This is a genomic window from Bacillus sp. LNXM12-1, from assembly GCF_003004375.1.
In the GTDB taxonomy this organism is placed as follows: domain Bacteria; phylum Bacillota; class Bacilli; order Bacillales; family Bacillaceae; genus Bacillus.
Genome location: NZ_PVWX01000001.1, coordinates 1,184,432 through 1,203,926, shown reverse-complemented (window position 1 = coordinate 1,203,926; position 19,495 = coordinate 1,184,432). Strand labels below are relative to the sequence as shown.

Sequence of the window (19,495 nt, the reverse complement as noted above, 5' to 3'; positions counted from 1 at the left end):
GGTTTTTTTGTATGTAATCAATAAACAAAGGAGCGGTTGACAAGTGAAGGGGACAGTAAAAGTCAATGACGTGATCGGACGTATTTCTAAACACATCTATGGACACTTTCAAGAGCATTTAGGAAGAGGGATTTATGACGGGATTTGGGTAGGAAAAGATTCAGCGATTGATCATATTGAGGGGATTCGTACGGATGTGCTAAAGGCTCTTCAAGCATTACATATTCCGGTGCTTAGGTGGCCAGGCGGTTGCTTCGCAGACGAGTATCATTGGGCAAATGGTGTAGGTGATCTCAGTGAACGAAAACCGATGGTGAACACTCATTGGGGCGGCACGGTTGAATCCAATGCATTTGGTACGCATGAATTTATGAAATTGTGTGAGCTGCTTGAATGTGAGCCTTATATTTGCGGGAATGTGGGAAGCGGGTCTGTTCAAGAATTAGCAGAATGGGTCGAGTATATTACATTTCCAAAGGGAACACCTATGTCTGATTGGCGTATTCAAAATGGAAAACAAGAACCTTGGAAGCTGACCTATGTTGGTGTAGGCAATGAAAGCTGGGGCTGCGGCGGGAATATGACGCCTGAATACTATGCTGATTTATATAAACGTTATCAAACGTATGTGAGAGAGTTTGCGGGTCAGACGATATACAAAATCGCGTGCGGCGCAAATTCAAATGACGTGAATTGGACAAAAGTATTAATGGAGCGGGCCGCACCTTGGATGGATGGACTCAGTTTGCATTACTACACTGTACCCGGTACATGGGAGAAAAAAGGGTCAGCGACTGAATTTGATGAGGATGAATGGTTTATCACGTTGAAAAAAGCCTATGAGATGGAACGGCTTGTCGTGGATCATGGAGAGATCATGGATCGTTATGATCCAGACAAGCGAATCGGGATGATTATTGATGAATGGGGAACATGGTATGACCCAGAGCCAGGGACAAATCCTGGGTTTTTGTATCAGCAGAACACACTAAGAGACGCCCTTGTTTGTGCTCTGCATTTTCATATATTTCATCGTCATTGCCAGCGGATTCATATGGCGAATATTGCCCAGACGGTCAATGTTCTGCAAGCAATGGTGTTAACGGAAGACGAAAAGATGCTCCTAACGCCTACGTATCATGTGTTTCACATGTTTCAAGTGCATCAAGAGGAAGAAGCACTTGAAGTGGAGTTTGTGTCAACGCCTTATGAACGCAGAGGAGAAAAAATACCTCAGGTTAGTGTGTCAGCTTCGCGTTCGTCAGATAAGATGCATATTAGCTTCTGTCACCTGAATCCGCATGAACAAAACGAAGTATCCCTTGCCATTGAAGGTTTGGATGCTCAAACGAAAGTCACGGGCCGCGTGCTGACAGCGGACCGCATGAATGCGCACAACACATTTGACGATCCTCATGCTGTCCAGCCAGCAGAGTTTCAGCAATTTGCTGTAAAACCCGGTGAATTGACCATAGATCTGCCGCCAATGTCGGTGGTGATGATCACGGTCGATCTGGCTTGATCGCATATTTAGATGTTTGATGAGCAGGATGTTGGGGCATCATACATTGTAAATGAAGCGGAAAGGGAGTTATTTATATGCTTAGAACGATTCTCATGATTATCGGTGCAATTGTTGTCATTGGTGCGATTGTACGGTTTGTTTTTTAATTCATTTCATAAAAAATGATTCGTAAGCATTTCATTCGCAAGTCACATTGGTAGATGCTATACTAAAAAACATAATTTACATTGGAGGAATGAATAATGGCAATCGTAAAAGCGACTGACGCAACATTTTCACAAGAAACTGCAGAAGGTGTTGTTCTTGCGGACTTTTGGGCACCATGGTGCGGACCATGTAAAATGATTGCTCCAGTTCTTGAAGAACTTGATCAAGAAATGGGCGACAAAATGAAAATTGTAAAAATTGATGTAGACGATAACCAAGAAACTGCTGGTAAATACGGCGTGATGAGTATCCCAACACTTCTTGTTTTAAAAGACGGTGAAGTGGTAGAAACATCTGTTGGTTTCAAACCAAAAGAAGCACTTGCTGAACTTGTCAACAAACATCTATAAACCTGTCTATGCCCGAGCGGCATACTCACTGAAGCGGTTCTCGTAAAGACGAGAGCCGCTTTTCTTTCAACATGGTATAAAACAAATGTTCGTGATACACTAGAAGGAGTGAAAGAGGAAAACAAGGACGGATGAAAATATGAACAAACTGATCAAAGAAAAGCTATCGGTCTTGCCAGATCAACCAGGCTGCTACTTAATGAAAGATCGACAAAATACAGTCATTTATGTGGGAAAGGCAAAGGTCTTAAAAAATAGAGTGCGCTCTTATTTCACGGGATCTCATGACGCCAAAACGCAGCGGCTTGTCAGTGAAATTGAGGACTTTGAATACATTGTCACCTCTTCTAATATCGAGGCACTCATTTTAGAGCTGAATTTAATCAAAAAATACGACCCAAAATACAACGTCATGCTTAAGGATGACAAAACGTATCCTTTTATTAAAATTACGAATGAACGGCATCCTAAGCTGATCGTCACCCGCAATGTGAAAAAGGACAAAGGGAAATATTTCGGACCATACCCGAACGTACAAGCAGCCAGAGAAACGAAGAAGCTACTCGACCGTTTATATCCACTGAGAAAATGTGCAACCCTTCCTGATCGCGTCTGTCTATATTATCATCTTGGACAATGTCTCGCGCCGTGCGTATATGACATTTCTGAAGAAACGAATAAGCAGCTCGTGGACGAAATCACAAGGTTTCTAAACGGAGGGCATCAGCAAATCAAAAAAGAACTAAACGAAAAGATGCAGGAAGCCGCCGAACAATTAGAGTTTGAACGGGCAAAAGAACTGAGAGACCAAATCGCTTACATCGACTCAACGATGGAAAAGCAGAAAATGACGATGAGCGATTTATCAGATCGAGATGTCTTTGCATATGCCTATGACAAGGGCTGGATGTGTGTCCAGGTCTTCTTCATCAGGCAGGGGAAATTGATTGAACGCGATGTCAGCCTATTTCCTATGTATCAAGACCCTGAGGAAGAGTTCCTCACGTTTATGGGGCAATTTTATGCAAAGAACAATCACTTTCTGCCGAAGGAAATTTTGGTGCCAGACAGCGTAGATCAAGAGATGATTGAACAATTGCTCGAGACGAACGTTCATCAGCCGAAAAAAGGAAAGAAAAAGGATTTGCTTTTACTTGCCCATCAAAATGCCAAAATCGCCTTAAAAGAAAAATTTTCGCTCATTGAGCGTGATGAAGAGCGGTCCATTGGTGCGGTGAAGCAGCTTGGGGATGCACTAAATATTTATATGCCGTACCGGATTGAAGCATTTGATAACTCGAATATTCAAGGTGCAGACCCGGTTTCTGCCATGGTCGTCTTTCAGGACGGGAAGCCGTATAAAAAGGAATACCGAAAATACAAAATTAAAACCGTCACAGGGCCAGATGATTATGCATCTATGCGTGAAGTCATTAGAAGGCGATATACCCGCGTGTTAAAGGATGAGCTGCCGCTGCCAGATTTAATTTTAATTGACGGAGGAAAGGGACAGATCAATGCAGCGATAGATGTGCTTGAAAATGAATTGAATCTGTCTGTCCCAGTGGCAGGTCTAGTGAAAGATGAAAAGCACCGGACTTCGAATCTGATGATAGGAGATACACTAGAAATTGTTGCGCTGGAGCGGAATAGCCAGGCCTTCTATTTATTGCAGCGCATTCAAGATGAAGTGCACCGGTTCGCTATTAGCTTTCACAGGCAGCTGCGCGGAAAAAATGCATTTCAATCTATTTTAGACGATGTACCAGGTATCGGAGAAAAGCGTAAAAAACAGCTTCTTAAACATTTTGGCTCTGTGAAAAAGATGAAAGAAGCCTCTATCCAAGACTTTCAGGAGGCTGGCATCCCGAAACAGACGGCCGAACTTTTAATGGAAGCATTAAAAAAATAGATTGTACTTTTTCCAAAAGTCTGTTAAGATTGTGACTAAATTTAATAAATGAACGTGTTGTTTGTTGAAGATAGAGGTGCGAACTTCAAGAGTAAGCCTTCAGAGATCGATGGGATCTAGGAAGAGGGCTGAAAGGGGAGCGTCGCCGAAGTGAATAAAATCCACTCATTTTATTCGCTGGCTGTACATTGAAGAAATGTAGGGCTGTCAAGAATGTATTTCTTGGAGGGCTATCTCATTGTTTGCATCGTTTAATGATGATTTTAAAGCAATGGGAGATCTGTTCTCTCATTGCTTTTTTATTTGCAGTGAGCAGGCAGTCTCCAAAGCCGCTTCTTGCCTCTTCTCTCACACGTGATCTTTTGAAAAAGGGTGGTAGACATGGGACTAATTGTACAAAAATTTGGCGGAACGTCCGTTGGATCAACAGAAAAAATTCGCAATGCCGCAGAGAGAGTCATCGCTGAACGCGAGGCCGGACATGATGTGGTTGTGGTTGTGTCGGCAATGGGCAAATCTACGGATGTTCTAGTAGACCTAGCGAAAGAACTCACAGATCATCCAAGCAAAAGAGAAATGGATATGCTGCTCGCAACTGGAGAGCAAGTGACCATTTCCTTATTAACGATGGCGCTGCAAGCAAAAGGCTATGATGCCATTTCCTTTACAGGCTGGCAGGCTGGTATGAAAACAGAGCAAGTACATGGTAACGCAAGAATCGTGGATATTGATGAATCAAGAATAAAAGAGGAATTAAGTGCGGGAAAAGTCGTTGTTGTAGCTGGCTTCCAAGGAATTGCAGATGACTTACATATCACAACACTTGGACGCGGTGGATCAGATACAACGGCTGTGGCACTTGCTGCCGCATTAAAGGCTGATAAATGTGATATTTACACAGATGTACCAGGAGTGTTTACGACAGATCCGCGTTATGTACCATCCGCGCGGAAACTTGCAGGTATTTCATACGATGAGATGCTCGAACTGGCTAATTTAGGAGCTGGCGTCTTGCATCCGAGAGCTGTTGAATTTGCAAAAAATTATCAAGTCCCACTAGAAGTCCGTTCTAGTATTGAAAATGAATCGGGTACGTTAATTGAGGAGGAATCATCCATGGAACAAAATTTAGTCGTCAGAGGCATTGCATTTGAGGATCAGATTACACGCGTGACGGTGTGCGGTCTTTCAAGCGGCCTCACCACATTGTCGACCATCTTTACGACGCTTGCGAAGCAAAATATCAATGTCGATATCATCATTCAGTCCGTCACAAGCACCAATCAGACGTCCATCTCTTTCTCTGTGAAAACGGATGATTTGTCCAAAACAGTTGAAGTATTAGAAGAGTATAAAGGAGCGCTTGGTTACGAACAGATCGAGACAGAAAGTAAATTAGCCAAAGTATCTATCGTTGGATCTGGTATGGTCTCAAATCCAGGCGTAGCCGCTGAAATGTTCGCTGTGTTAGCGGAAAAAGACATACAAGTGAAAATGGTCAGTACGTCTGAAATCAAAGTCTCAACAGTGGTTGGCCGAGATGATATGGTCAAAGCAGTTGAAGCGCTGCATGATGCGTTTGATTTATCAAAGGTAGCTGCCCATTCTTAAACAGGCAGGGAGGTGTATCTCTTAAAAGAGTGCTCCTCTTTTTTATATTCGAAACCGCCGCATACAAGAAAGGAAAACGTGCGTAAACCCATTCACTAAGTATGCTATGATAGAAGAAGACTACAAAAAGGCGTGACCTGAAGTCCGCGCCTTTCATAAAGAGTGTTAGCTAGGGTCTCTTAAATCCCATTTAACGGTTAAAATGACTTTATCAGCACGCTTTTTCACTTGTTCATAAGATTCAGCCACGTGCTCGTTGAGAAGCTGAATTTGTTCAGCAATAAAACCCGCTTCCATCTGAAAGCATGGCTCCTTTTGATAGGTGAGTCGATTTGATACAAGTGGACCTTCGAGCTCAAACTCAATTTCCTGTTTTTTCGAATGGACCATCGTGAGCGTTCCCCATCCGGCATCATGGAAAAATTCGGGGATCTTCTCCCATGACTCTTGAGGAAATTTACGAGCAAGCAGTTTACCCGCAAAATACATCATAGATGAATGATCCTGACCCAAAATATCAGGCAGCAGAACTTCGCGTATCAGCTCGTAGGCAAATCCATTGACTTCAATTTCTTTTAGCTGTTCTAAGTTAGATTCGAATTTATTCATTGTACGGCTCCCCTCTTTCAACAATTTATTATAGCTTATGTAAGCATATGATGACAGAGTTTTCCCTGAAGTCTAAGAAATTCTTATTGTAGTAAAACGAATTTTGATTTAAAACTTTTAAATTTCGGAAAATTTTAATTTATGTACGCGGTTTCTTGACGCTTTTTTGACATAGGAGTAAAATGAAATTGTCAATAAATTTGAATAAAGTGCTTACAATTGAAAGAAGCGGGGGTAAGACAATTTTCAGCAATTGCACTTTTTACTAGGGGGTAAAGTAATGTCGGGGAACAAAGAATTTTTTTATCGGAGATTGCATTCTTTGCTTGGCGTCATTCCGGTCGGTCTATTTTTAGTACAGCACTTAGTGATTAACCACTTTGCGACGAATGGACCAGAGGCGTTTAACAAAGCTGCACACTTTATGGAACAGCTTCCATTCAGATATGCACTTGAGCTGTTCGTGATTTTCTTACCACTGATCTATCATGCTGTTTATGGGGTGTACATAGCCTTTACGGCACAAAACAACACGTCTCGCTTCAGTTACTTAAGAAACTGGTTGTTCAGACTGCAAAGGATTTCAGGTATCATCACATTAATTTTTGTCACTTGGCACGTATGGGAAACACGAATTCAAGCTCAGCTTGGAGCTGAAGTGAACTATGACATGATGGCGAATATTTTAAGCTCTCCATTTATGCTAGGCTTCTATATTGTCGGCGTTTTATCTACTATTTTCCACTTTGCTAATGGCTTGTGGTCATTTGCTGTCAGCTGGGGAATTACTGTTTCACCACGCTCACAAAGAATCTCCACATATGTGACATTAGGTATATTTATAGCGCTTTCATATGTAGGGCTAAGAGCAATTTTCGCTTTTGTTTAAGAGGAAATAGATTAGTAGAAGAGGGAGAGGGGCTACAATGAGTAATTCTAGCATCATCGTTGTCGGAGGCGGCTTAGCTGGTCTCATGGCAACTATCAAAGCAGCAGAAGCGGGAACAGCTGTTAAACTATTTTCAATCGTACCTGTGAAACGTTCGCATTCTGTCTGTGCACAGGGCGGAATCAACGGAGCGGTCAATACAAAAGGTGAAGGGGATTCACCTTATGAGCATTTTGATGACACGGTGTATGGCGGAGATTTCTTAGCGAACCAGCCGCCAGTAAAGGCAATGTGTGAAGCAGCGCCGTCCATTATCCACTTACTTGATCGGATGGGTGTCATGTTTAACAGAACACCAGAGGGATTACTGGACTTCCGCCGCTTCGGGGGAACACAGCACCACCGTACAGCATTTGCTGGAGCTACAACAGGTCAGCAGCTATTATATGCACTAGATGAGCAGGTTCGCCGCTATGAAGTAGCAGGGCTTGTCACGAAATATGAAGGCTGGGAATTCCTTGGCGCTGTGTTAGATGACGAGGAAGTATGCCGAGGCATTGTCGCGCAGAACTTGACGACAATGGAAATTGAATCCTTCCGTTCAGATGCAGTGATCATGGCAACTGGTGGTCCTGGAATTGTGTTCGGTAAATCAACGAACTCGATGATCAACACTGGATCTGCTGCATCCATCGTCTATCAGCAAGGTGCTCATTACGCAAATGGAGAATTCATTCAAATTCACCCAACAGCGATCCCTGGAGATGACAAGCTTCGTCTCATGAGTGAATCGGCTCGTGGTGAAGGCGGACGTGTTTGGACATATAAAGACGGGAAACCTTGGTACTTCCTTGAAGAAAAATACCCAGCATACGGGAACCTTGTACCGCGTGATATCGCAACGCGTGAAATCTTCGACGTATGTGTCGAGCAAAAGCTTGGCATCAACGGAGAGAACATGGTATACCTCGATCTTTCTCATAAAGATCCAAAAGAACTTGATATTAAACTTGGCGGCATCATTGAAATCTATGAAAAGTTCATGGGTGATGACCCGCGTAAGCTTCCAATGAAAATTTTCCCTGCTGTTCATTATTCAATGGGCGGATTATGGGTTGATTATGATCAAATGACGAATATCAAAGGTCTATTCGCTGCCGGAGAATGTGATTACTCTATGCACGGCGGAAACAGACTTGGTGCAAACTCACTGCTTTCTGCGATTTACGGCGGGATGGTCGCTGGACCAAATGCGGTCAAGTACATTAGCGGCCTTGAAAAATCTGCGGAAGACCTATCTTCTGCAACATTTGACAGCGCTGTGAAGAAAGAGCAGGAGAAATGGGACAACATCCTCAGCATGGACGGAACAGAAAATGCATACGTGCTTCATAAAGAGCTTGGAGAATGGATGACGGATAACGTCACAGTGGTTCGTTACAATGACAAACTCTTAAAAACAGATCAGAAGATCGAAGAATTAATGGAGCGCTACAAGCAGATTAACATCAACGATACAGCTTCATGGAGCAACCAAGGCGCTGCCTTCACACGTCAGCTTGACAACATGCTTCAGCTGGCAAGAGTCATTACGATCGGGGCATACAACCGGAATGAAAGCCGAGGCGCACACTACAAACCGGATTTCCCAGAGAGAAACGATGAAGAATTCCTAAAAACAACGATGGCTACGTTCAAAGGGAAAAATCAAAAGCCTGCATTCCACTATGAGGACGTCGATGTATCGTTAATTGCACCTCGTAAACGAGATTACTCGAAGAAAAAGGTGGAGAAATAAGATGAGTGAAAAAAACACGATTCAATTCATTATCACACGTCAAGATACAGCAGATGGAAAGCCTTATGATGAAGAATTCGAAATCCCTTACCGCCCAAATATGAACGTCATTTCCGCCCTTATGGAAATAAGACGGAACCCGGTCAATAAACAAGGGGAAAAAACAACAGCGATTAACTGGGATATGAACTGTCTTGAAGAGGTGTGCGGAGCTTGTTCCATGGTCATTAATGGAACACCGCGCCAGTCATGTACAGCACTCATCGATCAGTTAGATCAGCCGATTCGTCTTCAGCCGATGAAGACATTCCCGGTTGTGAGAGACTTGCAGGTTGATAGAAGCCGGATGTTCAATTCCTTGAAAAAGGTGAAAGCATGGGTACCGATCGATGGCACATATGATCTCGGTCCTGGACCAAGAATGCCTGAGAAAAAACGTCAATGGGCGTATGAGCTTTCTAAATGTATGACATGTGGTGTCTGCCTTGAAGCTTGTCCAAACGTGAATGATAAGTCTTCCTTTATGGGCCCTGCACCGCTTTCACAAGTCCGTTTATTTAACGCACATCCGACAGGTGCGATGAATAAGTCTGACCGTCTAGAAGAAATTATGGGGGACGGCGGTCTTGCGAACTGCGGGAACTCCCAAAACTGTGTGCAGGCTTGTCCGAAAGGAATCCCGCTGACAACGTCAATTGCAGCACTTAACCGAGATACAACTTTACAAGCATTCCGTAACTTCTTCGGAAGCGATCACGCAGAATAACATCACATTCAGTCCTCTTTGCCAATCATGATGAGTGTTTAAGAGGCTGGATGCAACATATAAACAAACGCCTCTTCCAATACGGGAGAGGCGTTTTGTTTCCAAATAAGGAGATGATCAAGTGAGATTGCCGTCATATATTGAAGAACCATTTGAAGAGTGGAGGGCATCCTTTCGATTTTATGTCGAAACCACCGTTCGTTTTTCAGAAACGGATATGTTTGGCCATATGAACAATGTCACCCCTTTTGTGTATTTCGAAGAGGCACGAATTGCCTTTTTTCAAAAGACGGGAATTGTTGATAAACGGATGAAACGTGTGAGGGAGACCATTACAGTCGTCGCAAACCTGCAATGTGATTACATCAAGCAGGTAGAGATTGGGGAGAGGCTTCGTGTGTATGTCAAGCCGGAAAAGGTCGGATCAAGCTCACTCATCCTTCATTATTTAGGAGAAAATGAGCAGCAGGAACCATGCTTTACAGGCTCAGTCACCATGGTGCAAATTAGTAAAGACACAGGCGCATCTGTCCCGTTTACAGAGGAAGAAAAAGAGACGTTTCAGGCGCAGCGAAATGAGTAACATGCTGGCTCATCAACATGCACACTTCATTTTGTTATAATAAAAGCATCATATCAAGAAGAAACAAGAGGAGAACACATGAAGATTTTTCAATATGACACCATTGATAGTACAAATAATGAAGCGAAAAGGCTCATGCAGCAAGGAGAAAAGCCCTCATTTGCTGTCTATGCACGCCAGCAGACAGCAGGAAGAGGCAGACTCGGCAGGCCGTGGGAAACGCCTTTAGGGAATGTGGCGGTCACCATGACAGTCTTACCGCCAGCAGAACTCTCCACCCAGTCAACGATCGCCCCGCTGACAGCACTAGCAATCTATGATGTTCTGAAACCACTCATGAGAGCGGAGGATCAGCTGGCGATCAAATGGCCTAATGATATTCTCATTAATGAAGCAAAGGTATCCGGCACATTAATTGAAGCAGACCGCAGTTCCATTTATATCGGTGTTGGCATCAATGTAGAGACGAAGCCGGAGCATGTCCCGTACAAAACCATTTGCTTATCAGAGCTGACAGAGGTGAAAGCCGATCAGCTAGTGAAAGAACTGGCAGCGGCTTTTGAAAAGTACCATTCACGCTGGCAGAATGAAGGGTTTGAAGCACTCACTGCCCTCTATAACAAACGGTTATATCGTCTCAACAAGCCCCTTCGCATTTCGTTAGATCGTGAAAAACAAACATGGGAAGAAGGCATTTGCTGCGGAGTCAACCGCTACGGTCATCTCCAGTTAAAAGATGAGAAAGGGCAGATAAAAGCTCATTCTGCTGGAGATATTGATGCCCCGCTTCAGCATTAAAAAAGCAGACGATGTTCTCGTCTGCTTTAGGCTTCTCTTTTGATCTGAGGCTGCACGATATAGTCTTGTTTTGTAAAGACAACCCCGTCTAGAATTTCTCTTGCGGTTCGAATGACTTTGACTCTGTTTTGAGAGATGTCAATTTCAGTTTGCATAATCCCAGCAGGATGCCCAATTCGAAGCGTATCATGTTGTCCATGATAAAGCTGTGCAGGAAGCGTTTGTTCCATAAAACAGCTGGCTGATACGCAGACAGAGCCGGTAATGGCAAGTGCTTGGTGCGGTCTTTGCATCGATAGCATACGAACGATGATGTCCATATCGGCTGCTCTTCTCAAGATTCCATTTGTATCTACATAATCAGCAGGCTCGCTAATGAGCGCAAGCTTTGGAACGGCTGGAGACTGTAATGTCGCCATGTCTTTTGGCGCAAAGTGACACATTTCAGCAGCGATGGAACGAATCTCTTCTAAATCATCCAGTAATTCGTCTGTAAACTCCTCAGGCAATTCAGTTCCTTTTAATTGAATATCTTTGGCACGAATAAAGGCAATTGGATTTGCAATGTCAACGATCGAGATGGGAATCTCACCAAACTTTGTTTGAATCGTATCAATTTTGTTTCCAGTCGGAAAAGTTTTACCTGTGACTGCGCCTTCAGGATTTTCAAAAGATAAATAAATGGGAGAACCTGTCCCTTTTACTCCTGGAATTTCTGCCTGTCCTTCAAATTTTACTTCTCCATTTTCGACTTCGACCTCTGCTGTAATGACTTTATTTGTGTTGGTATTGAGGATACGTACAGTCGTAATGGGCTCGACCGCTTGAACAAGTCCTTTAATGATGGCATATGGTCCAACAGCTGATGAGATGTTCCCACAGTTTCCTTTAAAGTCGACAAATCTCTCATTAATGCTGACTTGTGCAAACGTATAGTTCACATCCACATCTGGGCGTGTGGCTTTATCAATAATGGCTACTTTGCTTGTTAAAGAATTACCGCCGCCGATTCCATCGACCTGCAGCCGGTCAGGGCTGCCCATAATGTCTAATAGAAATGCCTCGAGCTCATCGTGTTCAAATGGTACATTGTTTGCTTGAATGAATACCCCTTTGCTTGTACCGCCTCGCATGATTGTGATTGGAACTTTTCTCATTACTCTCACCCTCAATTTTTTAATGAACTGTTTATCTAATCAAAATGGTAAAGTATAATAAGAAATAAGTTAAATACATTATTTTGAGAATAATCAATAAAAATATTTTATAATTAGTAAAAAAGGAGGGCATATAATGGATGAAAAAGATTGGCGGTTTCTAAAGGTGCTCTATGAAGAAAAGAACATCACAAAAGCGGCAGAAAAATTATTTGTCTCTCAGCCTGCCTTAAGCTATCGATTGAAGCAGCTTGAAGAGGAGTTTGATATGAAGCTTTTCTTTAAAAGAAAACGAGGAATTGAATTTACGTCAGAGGGCGAGTACTTGGCTAAATACGCAAATGACATGCTCAAACAGCTCCAGCAAACGAAAGATGGCATGCTCAATATGCAAAAAAAGGTCAAAGGAACAATTCGGTTAGGGGTCTCAAGTAACTTTGCCCAGTATAAACTGCCAGAAATTTTAAAAGAATTTTCTAAGCAGTATCCACATGTTCAATTTATGGTGAATACAGGCTGGAGCACGAAAGTCATGGACTTATTAGGCACATCAAGTGTCCATTTAGGGATTTTAAGAGGGGATTACGACTGGAATGGAGAACGGTTTTTGCTCGATAAAGAGCGGCTTTGTATCATTTCAAAATCAGAAATCCAGCTGAAAGACCTCCCAAAGCTGCCGCTCATTGACTATCATACAGATAGTTCATTAAAACGATTGATTAACAGATGGTGGCAGGAAACGTTCACCATGCCTCCACTTGTGACGATGGAGACAGACCGTCAGGATACATCAAAAGAGATGGTCAAGCATGGTTTAGGCTATGCCATTGTCCCAGAAATTTGCCTCAGACCAAGTGATGAGTTATTTGTAAAAGGTCTTTCGTATAAAGATGGACAGCCTGTTTTAAGAGATACATGGCTTATGTACCAGCCAGACTCCCTTCATTTATCTGTTGTGAAAGCATTCATTGAGTTTTTAAGAAGTCAGCAAGGTTGATTATAAAAGAATTTTATAGAATATACGAAAAAATCAATATTTTCATTATAAAAAGAGCTATTATATCCTTGAAATAGAAAGCGCTAACATTCATCGCAAGTGCAAAGGGGCGCTTGCTGATCGCGTAAAGAAGAGGATGGAGGGATATAAAGTGCTAGCTATTTTAGGGATCTTGATGGTCTTGACATTTACATTTCTCATTATGACAAAACGTATGCATCCGGTGGTGGCTCTAACCGTTGTACCTATCATATTTGCATTGATCGGTGGTTTTAACCGCGGATTAGGGGACATGATGCTTGATGGACTTAAAACTGTTGCACCATCAGCTGCTTTATTGTTATTTGCGATTTTATTCTTTGGTGTCATGCTGGATGCTGGGCTGTTTGATCCACTGATTAAACTCATTTTACGTATTGTGAAAGGTGATCCTGTCAAAATTGCTTTTGGGGTAGCAATTTTGTCTATGCTTGTTGCATTAGATGGTGATGGAACAACAACTTACATGATTACCGTATCAGCTATGCTGCCACTTTTCTTAAGAATTGGGATGAACCCGTTAATTTTAGGAACAGTTTCATTATTATCATTAGGAATTATGAGCGGAATGACGCCATGGGGCGGTCCAGCTACTCGTGCAATTGCTGCGCTTGGCTTGGATGCAGGCGAATTTTTCATTCCATTACTCCCAACGATGGTTGGAGGCGGTCTTTTTATACTTTTTACTGCTTATGTACTTGGGAAAAAAGAAAGAAAACGGATTGGGATCGCAGAGATTCAGCACAAAGAAGAGGCCTCGATCTCCCCTGAATTGGCAGCGTCAATCGAAGATGGAGTAGAAGACATGAAAAGACCCAACCTCATTTGGGTGAACTTCTTCTTGACGATTGCGGTGATGGCGACACTTGTTTTAGATATCGTACCGATTCCAGTTCTCTTTTTAATTGGATTTGTCATCGCTCTCATGATCAACTATCCAAAGGTTGAAGATCAGCGCGAGCGAATTTTATCGCATGCAGGAAATGCCTTAACGGTCATTACCCTTGTGTTTGCAGCAGGAATTTTCACAGGCATTTTTTCGGGGACAAAAATGGTGGAGTCCATTGCTAATTTGGTCATTTACATGATTCCGGATTCCTACAGCTCATTTTTTCCACTCATTGTCGCTTTAACGAGTATGCCATTTACATTTGTTCTTTCAAATGATGCTTACTATTTCGGAGTGCTGCCAATCTTGGCTGAAGCCGGCGCAGCATACGGAATTGATCCGGTGGAGATTGCACGTGCCTCTATTATAGGACAGCCTGTTCACTTGCTGAGCCCTCTTGTGGCTTCAACGCTGCTTCTTGTCAGTATGCTGAACAAAGATATTGGCGATTTGCAAAAATACGCACTGCTGTGGACTGTGTTAACAGCCCTTTTTACAACATTGATCGCTTTGTTAACAGGAGCCATTTCTATCTTTTAAATACGTGTATGAAAAGGACGATGTCTCGGATAGGAGACTCGTCCTTTTTTGTGCTGATAAAAGCGCACAAATTGGACGCTCATATGCGGGAATTCTCGATTTTAACGTCACCTACCTCGGGCACCCGGCATATGATATCTCGACTATACAGAATCCCATTCTATAGAGACTAGAGCTCTCACCTTAGCAAGGAGGGTTACAATACTTGAAGGAGAAAGAGTTTCAATCCAAGCCGCTATTAACCAAAAGAGAAAGAGAAGTATTCGAATTGCTCGTCCAAGATAAAACAACTAAAGAAATTGCAAGCGAGCTTTTTATTAGCGAAAAGACTGTTCGAAATCATATTTCGAATGATAAGCATACCTTTTGCAAATGAAAACAACATTTAACAAAATAGCTTCAAAAGTCATGTGTAAACACATACCATAAATGGATTATAATACATTTATTAGGTTGGGGATTTCTTATTCAAAATTCATACTTGTTCGACAATTTATGACAGTTTTTTCGGCTTTAGTGTGCTAAATTGATTTTGAAAGGTGATCATATGAGTGTAATTGCAAAAAAAGAAATAGGGGAAATTCTCAAAGACAGTTTAATTTCATCAGAAATGACTCAGTTAGATATCGCAAAAAAAATCGGCATTACTAAGGGCTATATGAGCAAATTCTTATCCGGAAAAGAGATAGCTTTCTGGATGGTGATAGAGGCTGTTAAATACATACTTCCAGAAAAAGAAAAACAGTTGATGGGGGATTACTGCAAAAGCGGTATAGATAAAAAGTATTTGTTTTGTACTTTAGAGTATTGTTACACTCAAAAAATGTTTGATGTTATGCGCTACTTGATTGTAGAATACTCAGCGGTTGCACCTGAACCTTGTTTGCTTTACAAATGGATGCTAAATTATAGAGGGAATTTTGACATGCAACATATCAGTAAGTTACGTAATAATAACTTTAAATCTCTAGAGGCAAAAACATTATTATTAATCCTTGAAACTTACGGTTACTATAATTTAGGGAAATACGATATGGCTCACTTTTATATTAGCAAAGCAGGCTCATACATTACAAAAATAAAAGATCCATTTATTAGGAAAAGTTTCAGTGCAAGAATAGATGAGGTATTAGCAAATGTTTATTTGAAGCAAGAAAACAATGTTGAACTTGCAAGGCTCGCAGCTGAATCGCTTCTTGCAAATAAAGTGAGTGAAAGCCATGAGATAACAGCTAACCACCTGTTGGCACTCTCATATTTTTTAACATCATATGAAAAATCATTTGCATATTACAATATATTTTTAAATCTCATGGAGCAGCATCCAGAAAGAGTAGATGAGATTGTTCAAAATAAAGAGGAAATTGCAATTCTACAGTATTATTGGAAAGCTAGTGTTGATACAAGATATAATATTTCTGACTTCACCAAAAAATTAAAGATGCACAGTATATTATCTGATTATTATAGTGATGAGCGCCTTAAGCCATATGCGTACTTATTCGATGGAATTAAAGAAGCTAGGGCAGATAAAATTCTTTTGTCACTTCACTATTTCTCTGAAAAACGCGAGTATTTCAGAGCTAACATTCCTAAATTAGAGTTGAAAAAAATGGAACTAGACTATAAACTCTAATAGTCAGGAGGTGAATTCATGAAAAAATTAACTAAAGTGTTGATTTTAGCCACCGTAATTCTCTTAGTATCAGGCTACCAAACCACTGTGTCAGCAAAAGAAACAGTTTATCAAACTAAAGATGTAAAAGTAGGAATGTAAAAAAGACGCTACCAGAAATGGTAACGTCTTTCGTGTTTTTAAGAGAAGTTTCCTGTTTTACAAAATCTCAAAAACAGGAAACCTTTTAAGAAAATACAATATTATAAGAATTATTCAGGAGGATATTATGTCAATTATTTATGAAGAATTACTTAAAAAGGTATCAAAACCAACAAAAAAAGAAGAACCATCTCATTCTTCTTCTACGGAAGCACTTCCTAAAAACTTCGCTTTAGATTCTCGATAATTTTCAAGTGCATTAAGCATAAATTCTCTTTCATCTTTTGTTATTTTATTACCATGTTTATCTATAATATCTGCCTTTTCAATGAGATCTAGGCTTAACTTTCTTGAGAAGACGAGTTCCCTTTCTTCATCACTCATTTTATTAAGTTCTTCTTTATCGGTTACGAAATAGGAGAGATCCACATTAAAATATTTTGCAATTGTATTTAAATTTTCAAATGAAGGCTTTTTTATTTTTCCAGATTCTAATTTCGATAAGTAACTATGAGTAACCCCTATTTTTTCTGATATTTGAGCGAGTGTTAAACTCCTGCTTTTTCTTAAATCGGCTAGATTTTGCCCTATGACTTTATTAATATCATCCATAAACAGCAATCACCTTTCTGTAGTGCTTGTTATACACATTATTATAACATGTTTTTTCCTTTGGGAAAAAATTAGAAAAACGACTTTACAACTTGTTGGAAAAGATGTTATATTTGTCTTGTTAGTTCCTATAGGAACATTAAGGGTGGTGTATTTAGTTGGATTTTAAGATTGTTTTCGGTGAAAAAATTAAGCGAATTCGTTCAGAAAAAGGAATGTCTATTATTGAATTCGCTGAGTTAACTGGCTTTACTAGCTCCTATATCTCTAAAATAGAGAACTATAAGATTAACCCGACTATAAAAAGTGTCCTCCAATTCTGCAATAAATTGAATTTAAATATCGGCTATTTTTTTTAATGATTAGGTTCCTGTAGGAACAATTTTGTAAGGAGATACAACTGATGATGAATTCGATATTGAGGTGGGAATGTCTTATATCGAAGAATATTCCAATGTGTTTTTAGTGGGTAGTCCTACTGTCCACATTGCATATTATGTGTCGAGGTGATCTTTATGGCTAAGAAAAAGCAAAAGAGAAAAAGCAACCTGTTTCTCGGAGAAGTTTTCTTTGGAACAGAAGACAGAGAAAAACTTTTTACTGAGGCTGTGGCGCCTTATTACACGCCAGTAAAAAAAGAAAAGAACAAAAAAACTAAAGAGGCTTGAAACTTTGTTTCACCTTTTTTTGAAGGACAAGCCTAATCATAAAAAGAGGTGAGTAACACATGGCTAAATATAGACATGTCCACACGACTTTTTGGCAAGATCCAAAAGTCACAGAAGAACTGACACCCGAGGATAGATACTTTTATTTGTACCTTATTACTAACCCAAACACCACTCAAATAGGAATATACCCAATTACCAAGAAGCAAATGGCTTTTGATTTAGGGTACTCGATTGAGTCGGTCAATAGCTTGATGGATCGCTTCATAAATCATCACAAACTGATTCTTTACAACAATGACACAAGGGAAGTGGCTATAAAGAATTGGCCTAAATACAACTTGAATAAAGGTGGAAAGCCAATATTAGACTGTGTCACTAAAGAATTAAGAGAGGTTAAAGATAAATCTCTCATGAGTGTACTTTATCCAAAAATCGAAAATACCAACATTAGGGTTTTGTTTGAACGATACGCCAACGATACGTTGCACGATACGTTGACGACAAGTGGACAAAAAGAAAAAGAAAAAGAAAAAGAAAAAGAAAAGAAAGATATATTGTCGGGAAAACCGACTGCGGATGAATCAGAAATCCCATTCAAACTCATAACGGATCTTCTCAATCAAATGTCAGAGAAAAATTACCGTCACACCACACCAAAGACACAGCAACTAATAAAAGCAAGATGGAACGAGGGATTCAGATTCGATGATTTTAAAAAGGTCATCTTAGCAAAATGCTTTGAATGGCGTGATAACCCTGACATGAGTAAATTCCTTCGTCCCGAAACGATTTTCGGAACAAAATTTGAGGGTTACTTAAATAACAGCGATGAGGTGATAAAGCGTGCAGAGCATAAAATCAGTGGCGGTGGAGGCCTTAAACGCAAGAATGACATTCCATTCTGATTTTTGTGAGAAACACACATATACAAGAGGGAACAAGGATGTCATCAAGCCTGTTCGCATGATGATCCTCAATGGCAAAATAATCTGCCCAAGATGTGAGCTGGAGGCAGATGAGAAGAAGATACAAAAAGACTTGGAGAGGCAGATCGAGTTTAGCCAGCGTACAAAGAATTTCAACATGCTGGAGAAGCGCAGCATCTTCCGAGACAGGACCATCGCGAAAGCGACGTTTGATAATTACAAAGTGACTGAGCCAGAGGAAACGGCAAACAAACGCCTCATGATGGAGCTTGTTGGTCATTTGAAGCAAGGGAAAGTGTTTAATATCTTTCTCCAAGGTCATCCAGGAGTGGGGAAGAGTCATCTAGCTTATGCCGCACTCAAAGCTCTGAATGTGCCGCCTGATCCAGACAACCCTGAGGATAGGGGCAAATCATGCTTGTTTATAAACCTTGCTGATGCTGCTTTTGCAATTCAAGACTCTTTCAACAACAAAGAAAGCAAATTCACACAAGGTTATGTAACAGGGCTGATAGGTGATGTGGATTATCTAGTGATTGATGATGTAGGTGCTGAAACGGGATCTGAACATTCAAAGAGCGAAGCCACCAACTTTATTCACAAGATACTTTATGCAGTCACATCAGCTAGACAGGATAAAACAACGATTTACACATCCAATTTAACAGGGGACAAACTAAAACAAATGTACGACACAAAACTTGTATCACGCATGACAAAAAAGTCTAAATACATTTTGTTTAAAGACACCTTTGATAAGCGTGACGAAGAATTGCCATTTTAGGAGAAAACTATGACCATCAGCAATTCAACTGCTTCCGAAATTGCTAGTTTAATAG

General features: G+C 40.9%; 21 protein-coding genes and 1 riboswitch. Of the genes, 18 read left to right on the top strand and 3 right to left on the bottom strand.

The window, feature by feature from the left end; all coding sequences use genetic code 11:
* The first annotated feature begins 43 nt into the window (after positions 1 to 43).
* From C6Y07_RS06350 to C6Y07_RS06335, 4 genes are all read left to right on the top strand, one after another.
* Positions 44 to 1,522 carry an alpha-N-arabinofuranosidase gene (locus C6Y07_RS06350; RefSeq protein ID WP_066030577.1) on the top strand — a complete coding sequence of 493 codons (1,479 nt, stop codon included), beginning with the start codon at positions 44 to 46 and terminating at the stop codon, positions 1,520 to 1,522.
* Between the two features lie 245 nt (positions 1,523 to 1,767).
* Positions 1,768 to 2,082, top strand: a complete 315-nt coding sequence (trxA, locus tag C6Y07_RS06345; RefSeq protein WP_007501629.1) for a thioredoxin — start codon at positions 1,768 to 1,770, stop codon at positions 2,080 to 2,082.
* Positions 2,083 to 2,221: 139 nt separating this feature from the next.
* Positions 2,222 to 3,994, top strand: coding sequence for an excinuclease ABC subunit UvrC (uvrC, locus tag C6Y07_RS06340; RefSeq protein WP_066030578.1), 1,773 nt, complete (start codon positions 2,222 to 2,224; stop codon positions 3,992 to 3,994).
* A gap of 63 nt (positions 3,995 to 4,057) precedes the next feature.
* Positions 4,058 to 4,235, top strand: a riboswitch (Lysine riboswitch).
* Positions 4,236 to 4,375: 140 nt separating this feature from the next.
* Positions 4,376 to 5,605 carry an aspartate kinase gene (locus C6Y07_RS06335; protein WP_060596957.1) on the top strand — a complete coding sequence of 410 codons (1,230 nt, stop codon included), beginning with the start codon at positions 4,376 to 4,378 and terminating at the stop codon, positions 5,603 to 5,605.
* A 165-nt stretch (positions 5,606 to 5,770) separates the two neighbouring features.
* Here C6Y07_RS06335 and C6Y07_RS06330 read toward each other — a convergent pair whose 3' ends face one another.
* Positions 5,771 to 6,214, bottom strand: coding sequence for a YslB family protein (locus C6Y07_RS06330; protein ID WP_003216293.1), 444 nt, complete (start codon positions 6,212 to 6,214; stop codon positions 5,771 to 5,773).
* A gap of 280 nt (positions 6,215 to 6,494) precedes the next feature.
* Here C6Y07_RS06330 and C6Y07_RS06325 point away from each other — a divergent pair, with 280 nt between their 5' ends.
* The 5 genes from C6Y07_RS06325 (at position 6,495) to C6Y07_RS06305 (ending at position 11,048) form a co-directional block, all read left to right on the top strand.
* Positions 6,495 to 7,103, top strand: coding sequence for a succinate dehydrogenase cytochrome b558 subunit (locus C6Y07_RS06325; protein WP_047945318.1), 609 nt, complete (start codon positions 6,495 to 6,497; stop codon positions 7,101 to 7,103).
* Positions 7,104 to 7,140: 37 nt separating this feature from the next.
* On the top strand, positions 7,141 to 8,901 hold the full coding sequence (sdhA, locus tag C6Y07_RS06320; protein ID WP_012010817.1) for a succinate dehydrogenase flavoprotein subunit: 1,761 nt from the start codon (positions 7,141 to 7,143) through the stop codon (positions 8,899 to 8,901).
* Position 8,902: 1 nt separating this feature from the next.
* Positions 8,903 to 9,667, top strand: a complete 765-nt coding sequence (gene sdhB / locus C6Y07_RS06315) for a succinate dehydrogenase iron-sulfur subunit (RefSeq protein WP_060596956.1) — start codon at positions 8,903 to 8,905, stop codon at positions 9,665 to 9,667.
* Between the two features lie 121 nt (positions 9,668 to 9,788).
* Positions 9,789 to 10,250, top strand: coding sequence for an acyl-CoA thioesterase (locus tag C6Y07_RS06310; RefSeq protein ID WP_060596955.1), 462 nt, complete (start codon positions 9,789 to 9,791; stop codon positions 10,248 to 10,250).
* A 78-nt stretch (positions 10,251 to 10,328) separates the two neighbouring features.
* Complete coding sequence (locus C6Y07_RS06305; protein WP_034661753.1) at positions 10,329 to 11,048, top strand: biotin--[acetyl-CoA-carboxylase] ligase; 720 nt, start codon at positions 10,329 to 10,331, stop codon at positions 11,046 to 11,048.
* A 26-nt stretch (positions 11,049 to 11,074) separates the two neighbouring features.
* On the opposite strand, the gene C6Y07_RS06300 is transcribed toward C6Y07_RS06305, so the two are convergent.
* Positions 11,075 to 12,205, bottom strand: coding sequence for a 2-methylaconitate cis-trans isomerase PrpF family protein (locus C6Y07_RS06300; protein ID WP_060596954.1), 1,131 nt, complete (start codon positions 12,203 to 12,205; stop codon positions 11,075 to 11,077).
* A gap of 136 nt (positions 12,206 to 12,341) precedes the next feature.
* On the opposite strand from C6Y07_RS06300, the gene C6Y07_RS06295 reads away from it, so the two are divergent.
* The 5 genes from C6Y07_RS06295 to C6Y07_RS19210 all read left to right on the top strand — a co-directional run bounded on the left by C6Y07_RS06295 (position 12,342) and on the right by C6Y07_RS19210 (position 16,447).
* The gene (locus C6Y07_RS06295) at positions 12,342 to 13,202 is read left to right on the top strand and encodes a LysR family transcriptional regulator (protein ID WP_060596953.1); all 861 of its coding nucleotides are present in this window, start codon (positions 12,342 to 12,344) and stop codon (positions 13,200 to 13,202) included.
* Between the two features lie 151 nt (positions 13,203 to 13,353).
* Entirely contained in the window at positions 13,354 to 14,670 is a 1,317-nt protein-coding gene (locus C6Y07_RS06290) for a CitMHS family transporter (protein WP_060597080.1), read from the top strand.
* Between the two features lie 205 nt (positions 14,671 to 14,875).
* Entirely contained in the window at positions 14,876 to 15,046 is a 171-nt protein-coding gene (locus C6Y07_RS06285) for a helix-turn-helix domain-containing protein (protein WP_106156432.1), read from the top strand.
* Between the two features lie 171 nt (positions 15,047 to 15,217).
* Positions 15,218 to 16,306: an AimR family lysis-lysogeny pheromone receptor gene (locus C6Y07_RS06280; protein ID WP_106156430.1), complete on the top strand. Its 1,089-nt coding sequence runs from the start codon at positions 15,218 to 15,220 to the stop codon at positions 16,304 to 16,306.
* Positions 16,307 to 16,324: 18 nt separating this feature from the next.
* A complete protein-coding gene (locus C6Y07_RS19210; RefSeq protein WP_262982769.1) occupies positions 16,325 to 16,447 on the top strand; it encodes a hypothetical protein in 123 nt (40 codons plus the stop codon).
* A 192-nt stretch (positions 16,448 to 16,639) separates the two neighbouring features.
* On the opposite strand, the gene C6Y07_RS06275 is transcribed toward C6Y07_RS19210, so the two are convergent.
* A complete protein-coding gene (locus C6Y07_RS06275) occupies positions 16,640 to 17,059 on the bottom strand; it encodes a helix-turn-helix domain-containing protein (RefSeq protein WP_106156428.1) in 420 nt (139 codons plus the stop codon).
* Positions 17,060 to 17,217: 158 nt separating this feature from the next.
* Here C6Y07_RS06275 and C6Y07_RS06270 point away from each other — a divergent pair, with 158 nt between their 5' ends.
* The 4 genes from C6Y07_RS06270 to C6Y07_RS06260 all read left to right on the top strand — a co-directional run bounded on the left by C6Y07_RS06270 (position 17,218) and on the right by C6Y07_RS06260 (position 19,440).
* Positions 17,218 to 17,418: a helix-turn-helix domain-containing protein gene (locus C6Y07_RS06270; protein ID WP_106156426.1), complete on the top strand. Its 201-nt coding sequence runs from the start codon at positions 17,218 to 17,220 to the stop codon at positions 17,416 to 17,418.
* A gap of 156 nt (positions 17,419 to 17,574) precedes the next feature.
* The gene (locus tag C6Y07_RS18895; RefSeq protein WP_017367805.1) at positions 17,575 to 17,727 is read left to right on the top strand and encodes a hypothetical protein; all 153 of its coding nucleotides are present in this window, start codon (positions 17,575 to 17,577) and stop codon (positions 17,725 to 17,727) included.
* Positions 17,728 to 17,786: 59 nt separating this feature from the next.
* Positions 17,787 to 18,635: a conserved phage C-terminal domain-containing protein gene (locus C6Y07_RS06265; RefSeq protein WP_106156424.1), complete on the top strand. Its 849-nt coding sequence runs from the start codon at positions 17,787 to 17,789 to the stop codon at positions 18,633 to 18,635.
* Complete coding sequence (locus tag C6Y07_RS06260; RefSeq protein ID WP_223254133.1) at positions 18,574 to 19,440, top strand: P-loop NTPase family protein; 867 nt, start codon at positions 18,574 to 18,576, stop codon at positions 19,438 to 19,440. The genes C6Y07_RS06265 and C6Y07_RS06260 overlap by 62 nt, the downstream gene beginning before the upstream one ends.
* The last annotated feature ends 55 nt before the right edge of the window (positions 19,441 to 19,495 follow it).

Bases quoted from the DNA above. Each gene is read 5' to 3' on its own strand.
- C6Y07_RS06325 (WP_047945318.1), top strand. From the start codon at position 6,495: ATGTCGGGGAACAAAGAATTTTTTTATCGGAGATTGCATTCTTTGCTT.
- C6Y07_RS19210 (WP_262982769.1), top strand. From the start codon at position 16,325: ATGAAAAAATTAACTAAAGTGTTGATTTTAGCCACCGTAATTCTCTTA.
- sdhB (WP_060596956.1), top strand. From the start codon at position 8,903: ATGAGTGAAAAAAACACGATTCAATTCATTATCACACGTCAAGATACA.
- uvrC (WP_066030578.1), top strand. From the start codon at position 2,222: ATGAACAAACTGATCAAAGAAAAGCTATCGGTCTTGCCAGATCAACCA.
- C6Y07_RS06300 (WP_060596954.1), bottom strand. From the start codon at position 12,205: ATGAGAAAAGTTCCAATCACAATCATGCGAGGCGGTACAAGCAAAGGG.
- C6Y07_RS06330 (WP_003216293.1), bottom strand. From the start codon at position 6,214: ATGAATAAATTCGAATCTAACTTAGAACAGCTAAAAGAAATTGAAGTC.
- C6Y07_RS06305 (WP_034661753.1), top strand. From the start codon at position 10,329: ATGAAGATTTTTCAATATGACACCATTGATAGTACAAATAATGAAGCG.
- sdhA (WP_012010817.1), top strand. From the start codon at position 7,141: ATGAGTAATTCTAGCATCATCGTTGTCGGAGGCGGCTTAGCTGGTCTC.
- C6Y07_RS06335 (WP_060596957.1), top strand. From the start codon at position 4,376: ATGGGACTAATTGTACAAAAATTTGGCGGAACGTCCGTTGGATCAACA.
- C6Y07_RS06295 (WP_060596953.1), top strand. From the start codon at position 12,342: ATGGATGAAAAAGATTGGCGGTTTCTAAAGGTGCTCTATGAAGAAAAG.
- C6Y07_RS18895 (WP_017367805.1), top strand. From the start codon at position 17,575: ATGGCTAAGAAAAAGCAAAAGAGAAAAAGCAACCTGTTTCTCGGAGAA.
- trxA (WP_007501629.1), top strand. From the start codon at position 1,768: ATGGCAATCGTAAAAGCGACTGACGCAACATTTTCACAAGAAACTGCA.
- C6Y07_RS06275 (WP_106156428.1), bottom strand. From the start codon at position 17,059: ATGGATGATATTAATAAAGTCATAGGGCAAAATCTAGCCGATTTAAGA.
- C6Y07_RS06280 (WP_106156430.1), top strand. From the start codon at position 15,218: ATGAGTGTAATTGCAAAAAAAGAAATAGGGGAAATTCTCAAAGACAGT.
- C6Y07_RS06265 (WP_106156424.1), top strand. From the start codon at position 17,787: ATGGCTAAATATAGACATGTCCACACGACTTTTTGGCAAGATCCAAAA.